Annotated in this window: 1 protein-coding gene and 2 pseudogenes; 2 read left to right on the top strand and 1 reads right to left on the bottom strand. The window is 71.1% G+C overall.

The genetic code is table 11. From position 1 onward, the window contains the following. Both C1J00_RS42675 and C1J00_RS42670 read left to right on the top strand, forming a co-directional pair. Positions 1–1,214: pseudogene (locus tag C1J00_RS42675) on the top strand (hypothetical protein); the annotation flags it as partial. Between the two features lie 168 nt (positions 1,215–1,382). Beyond that, positions 1,383–1,505, top strand: a pseudogene (locus C1J00_RS42670) (DNA-binding response regulator); the annotation flags it as partial. Between the two features lie 87 nt (positions 1,506–1,592). Here the strand turns inward: C1J00_RS42670 and C1J00_RS42665 are convergent. Then, a partial coding sequence (locus C1J00_RS42665) for a tetratricopeptide repeat protein (protein WP_146046403.1) occupies positions 1,593–1,914 on the bottom strand: 322 nt, incomplete at its 5' end.

Here is a 1,914-nt window from a genome sequence, read left to right as displayed (position 1 = left end):
GCCCAGGCCCCGGCGGTGGCATCAGCGACGACACCGCCATCCTCACCCCGCAGAAGCCGGCCCCCGAACAGCCGGACGGCCCGGGCTACGGCCCCCGGCACGACAACGTCTCCGGGCACACGGTCACCAGCGGCATCCCCGTCGTGCCGTCCGGCGCGGCCTCGCCGTTCGGCCCGGGTGCGCCCGGCGACGGCCTGGCGCCCCACACGGCCCCGAAGCTGCCGGAGCCGGTTACCCCGCCCCCGGCGAGCTCCTCGAAGGCGCCGAAGAAGAAGGGCCGCAACAAGCTCGTGCTGCTCGCGGTCGGCGTGGTCGTGGCCGCCGGTGGCGTCTACGGCGCCGGTCTGCTGATGAACCGCACCGACGTGCCCAAGGGCACCACCGTGCTCGGCGTCGACATCGGCGGCACCACCCGCGACGGCGCGGTCAGGAAGCTCGACGAGGCCTTCGACAAGAACGTCGGCAAGGAGCTGAAGCTGTCGGTGGGCGGCAAGACCGTCGCCCTCGACCCGGACAACGCGGGCCTGCAGTTCGACATGGACGCCACGGCCGACGCGGCGGCGAAGAGCGACTACAACCCGGTCTCCGTGATCGCCTCGCTCTTCGGCAACCACCGCACCGTGACGCCGGTCATGCCCGTCGACGAGGAGAAGCTGCACGCCTCCCTGGAGGCAGCCGCGGGCGGCTCCGGCGCGTCGACCGACGGCACGATCGAGTTCAAGGACGGCAAGGCCGTCCCCGTGTACGGCAAGGTGGGCAAGGGCATCGACCTCGCCAAGGCGACGACCACGGTGGAGGAGGCGTACCGCACCCAGGTGGAGACCGGCACGGGCGGCACGGTGAACCTCCCGACCACCACCCGGCAGCCGACGGTCTCGAACGCCGAGGTCGACCGGATGCTCAAGGAGTTCGCGCAGCCCGCGATGTCCGACCTCGTCACCATCCGTACCGACGCGGCCCACAGCATCGACTTCGGCAAGGTCTCGCTGCCGAAGATCCTGAGCTTCAAGGCCGTCGACGGCAAGCTCGTGGACACCTACAACCTCAAGGCGCTCCAGGAGGCGTACGGCCAGACCTTCGAGGGCGTGCAGATCGAGGGCGCGAGCGGCAAGCGGGACGTCCTCCCGCAGGACGTCGTCACCGCGCTGCGCGAGGCACTGCGCGGCAAGACGCCCGCGGAGCGCGTCGGAGTCATCGACACCAAGCCGAACTGACCTCCGGCCACCCGCCGCACGAGAGCCTCCGCCCGATGAGGGCGGAGGCTCTCGTCGTCACCCCGCACACATGACAACCGTCATGCGGCACTCCGGACGACCGGCACTGGCCCCGTCCGTACCCGCACAGCCACGATGGCCGTATGACAACGACAGCCCCGGTGGTCGAGTTCGACCATGCACCTCTCCCAGGGCACGGTCCGCAACCACCTCGCCACGGCGATCCAGAAACCGGCGGTGAGAAACCGCGCCGCGGCGGTCCGGGCGGCACGTGAAAAGGGCTGGCTGTAGAGCTCTTAGGGGCGCGGGGAACTGCGCGAAGCAGTCCCACGCACCCGCACACGCGAGGCCACACGAGCCCCCCATGGCGAGAAGGCGTCAGTTGAGCATCGCCCTGGCCGCGAAAGCCTCCCCCCGCACCCGCTCGGCCGCGGCATCGTCCACGGCCTCAACCACCTCCGCGTAGGCCTCCAGCTCTGAGGCCCCGCCCAGGAATTCTCCCCGCTGCACCAGCAACTGCGCCCGCTCGTACCGCAACCGGGCCGGATGCGACGGCAGCAGCAACGACAACTCGACCGCCCACAACGCCACATCCGACCGCTCGGGACGGGCCGCGGCCCACGCCCGCACGTTGTTCAGGATCCGCAGCACCACATCCAGCGGATCGGCCGGCCGCAGCATCGACGGATCGACCCCCGCC

It is taken from the genome of Streptomyces cahuitamycinicus (genome assembly GCF_002891435.1).
Lineage (GTDB): Bacteria > Actinomycetota > Actinomycetes > Streptomycetales > Streptomycetaceae > Streptomyces > Streptomyces cahuitamycinicus.
This window is presented reverse-complemented; position numbering and strand designations above follow the sequence as displayed.